This is a genomic window from Pseudomonas sp. GLN_2 (genome assembly GCF_043106005.1).
Taxonomy (GTDB): Bacteria; Pseudomonadota; Gammaproteobacteria; order Pseudomonadales; family Pseudomonadaceae; genus Aquipseudomonas; species Aquipseudomonas alloputida.
This window is the reverse complement of the sequence record NZ_JBICMC010000004.1, coordinates 109,465-117,528: the sequence shown is the minus strand read 5'-3', so window position 1 is coordinate 117,528 and position 8,064 is coordinate 109,465. Positions and strand designations below refer to the sequence as shown.

Genomic DNA, 8,064 nt, shown 5'->3' with positions numbered 1-8,064 from the left:
GGATCGCACCAGCTTTTAGAAATTGAGCAAGACAGTTGCTCCCACAATGTGGACTGCGATTGCCTGTGGGAGCGGCCTTGTGTCGCGAAAGGAGGGCGAAGCCCTCCCAGCTTTTTCCAGGCAAAAAAAAGCCCCGCCAATCGACGGGGTTGAGGTACGAGCGTGGCAGCTCGAAAAGGGTACTGCCCCTCGCAAGGAGGGGCAGTGTGCTGGCTTACAGCAGCATGGTGCGGATATCGCCCAGCACGTCGCCCAGGCGCTTGGTGAAGCGCGCGGCGGCAGCGCCGTTGATCACACGGTGATCGTAGGACAGCGACAGCGGCAGCATCAGCTTTGGCTGGAAGGCCTTGCCATCCCAGACTGGCTGCATGGTCGCCTTGGAGACGCCCAGAATAGCCACTTCCGGCGCATTGACGATCGGCGTGAAGCCGGTGCCGCCAATGTGGCCGAGGCTGGAGATGGTGAAGCAGGCGCCTTGCATCTCGTCGGCCGACAGCTTCTTGGTGCGCGCCTTCTCGGCCAGTGCAGCGGCTTCGGCAGCCAATTGCAGCAGGCTCTTCTGGTCGACGTTCTTGATCACAGGGACCAGCAGGCCGTCCGGGGTGTCCACGGCGAAGCCGATGTGCACGTACTTCTTGCGGATGATGGCCTTGCCGCTTGGCGCCAGCGAGCTGTTGAAGTCCGGCAGTTCCTTGAGCAGGAAGGCGCAGGCCTTGAGCAGCAGAGGCAGCACGGTCAGCTTCACGCCAGCTTTCTCGGCCACGGCCTTCTGCGCAACGCGGAAGGCTTCCAGCTCGGTGATGTCGGCAGAGTCGAACTGGGTCACGTGCGGCACGTTGAGCCAGCTGCGGTGCAGGTTGGCAGCACCGACCTGCATCAGGCGGGTCAGGGCCACTTCTTCCACTTCACCGAACTTGCTGAAGTCCACGGCAGGGATCGGCGGGATGCCAGCACCACCGGTCGCACCGGCGGCTGCCGGCGCTTCCTTGGCCTTCTGCATCATGGCCTTGACGTAGACCTGCACGTCTTCTTTCAGGATGCGACCGTGCGGGCCGGTGGCAGCAACTGCACCCAGCTCGACACCGAATTCACGGGCCAGCTGACGAACAGCGGGGCCTGCGTGAACCTTGGCATTGCTGCCAGCGGCCGGTGCGGTCGCAGCCGGTGCAGGGGCAGCAGCCGGGGCGGCAGCGGCAGGTGCGGCAGCCGGAGCAGCCTCAGCCTTGGCTGGTGCAGGAGCAGCAGCAGCCGGTGTCGGCGCGGCAGCCGGGGCGGCACCCGCCACTTTCAGCTTGAAGATCAGGTCGCCAGTGCCGACTTCGTCTTCCAGCTTGCACAGCACTTCTTCGACCACGCCGGCGGCCGGCGACGGGATTTCCATGGAAGCCTTGTCGGACTCCAGGGTAATCAGCGACTGGTCGGCTTCGACGGTGTCGCCGACTTTGACCAGCACTTCGATGATCTTGGCCTTGCCCGACGAACCGATGTCCGGCACGTGGATGTCCTGCACGCTGGCGGCAGCCGGGGCTGCGGCCGGAGCAGGGGCGGCTTCGGCGGCCGGGGCCGGCGCAGCAGCCTGAGCTGGAGCAGCGGCAGCAGCCGGCGCCTCAGGGGCCGCAGCAGCGGCGCCCTCGGCTTCCAGGACCAGCAGTTCGTCGCCTTCTTTCAGGCGGTCGCCCAGCTTGACCTTCAGTTCCTTGATGACGCCGGCCTTGGGCGCCGGAATTTCCATGGAGGCCTTGTCGGACTCCAGGGTCAGCAGGCTCTGGTCAGCCTCGATACGATCACCGACCTTGACGAACAGCTCGATGATTTCACCTTCACCGCTGCCGATGTCAGGTACGCGAATGAGTTCGCTCACTTAAAAATACTCCTCAGCAGTCCAGTGGGTTGCGCTTGTCCGGGTCGATACCGAACTTGACGATAGCGTCTGCAACAACCTTGGGTTCGATCTCGCCACGGTCAGCCAGGGCTTCCAGGGCAGCCAGCACCACGAAGTGGCGGTCGACTTCGAAGAAGTGACGCAGCTTCTTGCGGCTGTCGCTGCGACCGTAACCGTCGGTACCCAGGACTTTGAACTCTTTGCTCGGTACCCACTGGCGAATCTGCTCGGCGAACAGCTTCATGTAGTCGGTAGAGGCGATGACCGGGCCTTTGCGACCGTTCAGGCACTGCTCGACGTAGGTCTGCTGTGGCTTCTGGCCAGGCTTCAGGCGGTTGGCGCGTTCCACGGCCAGGCCGTCGCGGCGCAGTTCGTTGAAGCTGGTGACGCTCCACACGTCGGCACCGACGTTGAACTCTTCACGCAGGATCTTCGCGGCTTCGCGGACTTCGCGCAGGATGGTGCCGGAGCCCATCAGCTGTACGTGGTGTGCGGCTTCGCGGGTGTCCTCTTCCAGCAGGTACATGCCCTTGATGATGCCTTCCTCGACACCGGCCGGCATGGCTGGCTGCTGGTAGGATTCGTTCATCACGGTGATGTAGTAGAAGATGTCCTGTTGCTCTTCGGTCATCTTCTTCATGCCGTCCTGGATGATCACCGCCAGCTCGTAGCCGTAGGTCGGATCGTAGGTGCGGCAGTTCGGGATGGTGCCCGCCATCATGTGGCTGTGACCGTCTTCGTGCTGCAGGCCTTCACCGTTGAGGGTGGTACGGCCGGCGGTACCGCCGATCAGGAAGCCACGGGTGCGGCTGTCGCCAGCGGCCCAAGCCAGGTCGCCAATACGCTGGAAACCGAACATCGAGTAGAAGATGTAGAACGGCAGCATCGGCTGGTTGTGGCAGCTGTACGAGGTACCGGCAGCGATGAACGACGACATGGCGCCGGCTTCGTTGATGCCTTCCTCGAGGATCTGGCCCTTCTTGTCTTCGCGGTAGAACATCACCTGGTCTTTATCGACTGGCTCGTAGAGCTGGCCGACCGACGAGTAGATGCCCAACTGGCGGAACATGCCTTCCATACCGAAGGTACGAGCTTCGTCCGGGATGATCGGGACGATGCGCTGGCCGATGTCCTTGTCCTTGACCAGCTGCGCCAGAATACGCACGAAGGCCATGGTGGTGGAGATTTCGCGGTCGCCCGAGCCGTCCAGGATCGCTTTCAGCGTTTCCAGTGGCGGGGTCGGCACGCTGAAGCTCTTGGCGCGGCGCTGCGGTACGAAGCCACCCAGGGCTGCGCGGCGCTCGGCCAGGTACTTGGCTTCGGCAGAACCTTCTTCCGGCTTGAAGAACGGCAGGTTCTCCAGGTCGGCATCCTTGACTGGGATGTCGAAGCGGTCACGGAAGTGACGCAGGCTGTCGACGTCGACCTTCTTGGTGTTGTGCGCGGTGTTCTTGGCTTCGCCAGCACCGGTGCCGTAACCCTTGATGGTCTTGGCCAGGATGACGGTCGGCTGCTCTTTGTGGTTCACAGCCTGGTGATACGCCGCGTAGACCTTGTACGGGTCGTGACCGCCACGGTTGAGCTTCCAGATCTCTTCGTCGGACAGGTCTTCGACCATGGCCTTGAGTTCCGGGGTGTTGAAGAAGTGCTCGCGAACGTACGCGCCGTCTTTGGCTTTGTAGTTCTGGTATTCGCCGTCGATGACCTCGTCCATGCGGCGCTGCAGGGCACCGTTGGTGTCCTTGGCCAGCAGTGGGTCCCAGAAACGGCCCCAGACGACTTTGTTGACGTTCCAGCCACCGCCACGGAACACGCCTTCGAGTTCCTGGATGATCTTGCCGTTGCCGCGAACCGGGCCGTCGAGGCGCTGCAGGTTGCAGTTGATGACGAAGATCAGGTTGTCCAGCTTCTCGCGGCCGGCCAGGGCGATTGCACCCAGGGATTCCGGCTCGTCGCACTCACCGTCGCCCATGAAGCACCAGACCTTCTGCTTGCCGGCCGGGATGAAGCCACGGGCTTCCAGGTACTTCATGAAGCGTGCCTGGTAGATCGCCTGGATTGGGCCCAGACCCATCGAAACGGTCGGGAACTGCCAGAAGTCAGGCATCAACCATGGGTGCGGGTACGAAGACAGGCCGTTGCCGTCCACTTCCTGACGGAAGTTGTTCATCTGGTCTTCGCTGATACGGCCTTCCATGAAGGCACGGGCGTAGACGCCAGGCGAAGCGTGGCCCTGGAAGAAGACCAGGTCGCCGCCGTGTTCTTCGGTAGGGGCCTGGAAGAAGTAGTTGAAGCCGATGTCGTACAGGGTGGCACTGGAGGCGAAGCTAGAGATGTGTCCGCCCAGGTCCGAGTCTTTCAGGTTGGTACGCATGACCATGGCCAGCGCGTTCCAACGCACCATCGAGCGAATGCGGCGTTCCATGAACAGGTCGCCAGGCATGCGTGCTTCGTGGGTGACAGGGATGGTGTTGCGGTATGGCGTGGTGATCGCATACGGCAGCTGGGAGCCACTACGGGTGGCCAGCTCGCCCATACGGGTCATCAGGTAATGAGCGCGGTCTTCGCCTTCTTTGTCGAGGACCGACTCCAGGGCATCCAGCCATTCCTGGGTTTCGATTGGATCGAGGTCTTGCATGGCTTGCTCCAGGGCGGAAAGGCAACCAGAATCGATTGCCTGAGATTGCGACTGGCCTTATGGGCAGACGTCGTGAATTCTTGGATTACCGGGGTGTCTTCCGGCGCGTTGTAGTTTTACTACATTTGCTTTCGCATTTCATGCTTTTACACGACACGAGTAGTAGTAAAACTACATTTGTGCGACGTTTGGTCGCACCTTGGCTTGTGAGGAAAAACGTTCATGTTGGTTGGCATTGTGTCGCGAACGGGTGGTTCTTGATGTTTGTTGCCAAGTTTTCGTTTTTTTCAGCTATTTCCAACTTTTGTACGACAGTCCAACCGTGGTCCGGCTTCCCCTTGGCCGCTTTTTCCCCTCTATTTCACGCCGATCAAGGATAGACCATGCGCCTACCTTTGCCCTCCGATCTGCCTGCCACCTTGCAGCCGCTGGTCACTCGCAACCAGCAGTTCATCAGCGATGCCGTGGCCGGCCACCCCGAACTCGACCTGCAGGCCTGGAGCCCGCTGCACCGGCAGCAGTTCGACCAGGTGGCTGCTGCCAGCGAGTTCGTGCTCAGCCTGGCCCAGCGCGAGCCCGCCATGCTGTTCGCCCTGCTGGCCAGTGGCGAGCTGGAGCGGCGATACGCCCCGGGTGAGCTGCGCGGGCAAATCGCCGCAACAGCCCAGGCGGCACAGAGCGAGGACGAGCTGGCGCGCAATCTGCGCCGCGCGCGCAACCGCCAGCAGTTGCGCATTATCTGGCGCGACATTACCCGTCAGGCGGAACTTGGCGAAACCTGCCGCGACCTGTCGGACCTTGCCGATGCGGCCATCGACGAAGCCTACCAATGGCTGTACCCGCGCCATTGCCAGCAATTCGGCACGCCCATCGGCAACCGCAGCGGCCAGCCGCAGCACATGGTGGTGCTGGGCATGGGCAAGCTGGGAGCGGTAGAGCTTAACCTGTCGTCGGACATCGACCTGATCTTCGGTTTCCCCGAGGGCGGTGAAACCGAAGGGGTGAAGCGCTCGCTGGACAACCAGGAGTTCTTCACGCGCCTGGGCCAAAGGCTGATCAAGGCACTGGACCCGGTTACCGTCGACGGCTTTGTATTCCGCGTTGACATGCGCCTGCGTCCCTATGGTTCGGCGGGTGCCCTGGTGCTCAGCTTCAATGCACTGGAGCAGTACTACCAGGACCAGGGCCGTGACTGGGAACGTTACGCGATGATCAAGGCGCGGGTGGTGGCCGGCGACCAGGCGGCCGGCGCGCAGTTGCAGGAGATGCTGCGCCCGTTCGTGTACCGCCGCTACCTGGACTTTTCCGCAATCGAAGCGCTGCGCACCATGAAGCAGCTGATCCAGCAGGAAGTGCGGCGCAAGGGCATGGCCGAGAACATCAAGCTGGGTGCCGGTGGTATTCGTGAAGTGGAGTTCATCGCCCAGGCCTTCCAGCTGATCCACGGCGGGCGTGACCTCAGCCTGCAGCAGCGGCCGTTGCTCAAGGTGCTGGCCACCCTGGAAGGCCAAGGCTACCTGCCGCCAGCAGTGGTGGCCGAGTTGCGCGAGGGCTATGAGTTCCTGCGCTACACCGAGCACGCCATCCAGGCCATTGCCGACCGCCAGACGCAAATGTTGCCGGAAGGTGAGACCGATCAGGCACGCGTGGCCTATGTGCTCGGTTTTGCCGACTGGCAGAGCTTCCACGACCAGCTGATGTACTGGCGTGGCCGTATCGACTGGCATTTTCGCCAAGTCATTGCCGACCCGGATGATGAAGACGGCGAAGGCGAACTGGTGGTGGGTGGCGAATGGTCGCCATTGTGGGAGCAGGCGCAGGATGAAGAAGCCGCTGGCCGGCAATTGCAAGAGGCTGGCTTCAAGCAACCCGCAGAAGCCTTGAGGCGCCTGGCCGGGCTGCGTTCCAGCCCGCAGTTGCGCTCGATGCAGCGCATCGGCCGTGAGCGACTTGACGCATTCATCCCACGTCTGCTGGCCCAGGCGGTGGAGCATGACAACCCCGACCTGGTGCTTGAGCGGGTGTTGCCATTGGTCGAGGCTGTGGCAAGGCGTTCTGCCTACCTGGTACTGCTGACCGAAAACCCCGGTGCCTTGCGCCGTTTGCTGACGCTGTGCGCCGCCAGCCCGTGGATTGCCGAGCAGATTGCCCTTTACCCGTTGCTGCTCGACGAACTGCTCAATGAGGGCCGCTTGTTCAGCCCGCCCTTGGCGCCAGAACTGGCAAGCGAGCTGCGCGAGCGCCTGATGCGCATCCCCGAGGACGACCTGGAGCAGCAGATGGAGGCGCTGCGCCATTTCAAGCTGGCCCACAGCCTGCGCGTGGCCGCCTCGGAAATCAGCGGCAACCTGCCGTTGATGAAAGTCAGCGACTACCTGACCTGGCTGGCGGAAGCCATCCTCGATCAGGTGTTGGCCTTGGCCTGGCGCCAGACCGTGGCCCGCCACGGCCAACCCAAGCGCAGCGACGGCAGCCTGTGCGACCCGGGTTTCATCATCATCGGTTACGGCAAGATGGGCGGCCTGGAGCTCGGCCACGGTTCGGACCTGGACCTGGTCTTCATCCATGACGGCGATCCGCAGGCGGAAACCGACGGTGCGAAGCCTATCGACAGCGCGCAGTTCTTCACGCGTCTGGGGCAGCGCATCATCCACTTGCTGACCACCCAGACCAACTCGGGCCAACTGTACGACGTGGATATGCGCCTGCGCCCGTCCGGCGCCTCGGGCCTGCTGGTCAGCTCGCTGGGCGCCTTCGAGCGCTACCAGCAGAACGAAGCCTGGACCTGGGAACACCAGGCGCTGGTGCGGGCCCGTGTGCTGGTGGGTTGCAAGCAGGTGGGGGCTGCATTCGAAGGTGTGCGTGCCAAGGTACTGGGCCAGGCCCGCGACCTGGAAAAGCTGCGCGGCGAGGTGAGTGAAATGCGCGCCAAGATGCGTGACAACCTCGGTACCAAGGCTACGGCTGCCGGTACCGCGGCGAACGCCTTCGACGCCGGTGTACCCTTCGATATCAAGCAGGATGCCGGCGGTATCGTCGATATCGAATTTATGGTGCAATACGCCGCTTTGGCCTGGTCCCATGACCATCCGGCCATACTTCGATGGACCGATAACATCCGCATTCTGGAGGAGCTGGAGCAGGCGAACTTGATGCCGGCCAGTGACGCGTTGCTGTTGCGTGAAGTGTACAAGGCGTTCCGCTCGGCCTCCCACCGCCAGGCCCTGCAGAAGCAGGCCGGGGTGATCGATGCGGCACAGTTTGCCGATGAACGCCGTGAAGTGCGGCGGATCTGGGGTGAACTGGGGCTGACTTGAGATCGTTGGGGCCGCTGTGCGGCCCTTTCGCCACACAAGGCCGCTCCCACCATTGGCCGGCGTATGCAGTACCTTTTGTGGGAGCGGCCTTGTGTCGCGATGGGCTGCAAAGCAGCCCCAAAGGCTCATGCCTCACCACCGGTGTTACACTGTCGGCCACATAGCCTGAATATAAAGAGGGGAGGCCAGGCTGTACCGCAGCCTGTAGCCTCCCCGAGCGTTTCTGG

General features: G+C 62.6%; 3 protein-coding genes. 1 reads left to right on the top strand and 2 read right to left on the bottom strand.

Features of this window, described 5'->3' with window-relative positions; genetic code table 11:
• Nucleotides 1-214: 214 nt before the first annotated feature.
• Nucleotides 215-1,861, bottom strand: a complete 1,647-nt coding sequence (gene aceF, locus ACF8Q6_RS01240) for a dihydrolipoyllysine-residue acetyltransferase (RefSeq protein ID WP_088513533.1) — start codon at nucleotides 1,859-1,861, stop codon at nucleotides 215-217.
• Nucleotides 1,862-1,874: 13 nt separating this feature from the next.
• On the bottom strand, nucleotides 1,875-4,520 hold the full coding sequence (gene aceE, locus ACF8Q6_RS01235) for a pyruvate dehydrogenase (acetyl-transferring), homodimeric type (protein WP_003255651.1): 2,646 nt from the start codon (nucleotides 4,518-4,520) through the stop codon (nucleotides 1,875-1,877).
• Between the two features lie 383 nt (nucleotides 4,521-4,903).
• Between aceE and glnE the strand changes: the two genes are divergently transcribed.
• Nucleotides 4,904-7,837, top strand: a complete 2,934-nt coding sequence (glnE, locus tag ACF8Q6_RS01230; protein WP_392493383.1) for a bifunctional [glutamate--ammonia ligase]-adenylyl-L-tyrosine phosphorylase/[glutamate--ammonia-ligase] adenylyltransferase — start codon at nucleotides 4,904-4,906, stop codon at nucleotides 7,835-7,837.
• Nucleotides 7,838-8,064 lie beyond the last annotated feature (227 nt).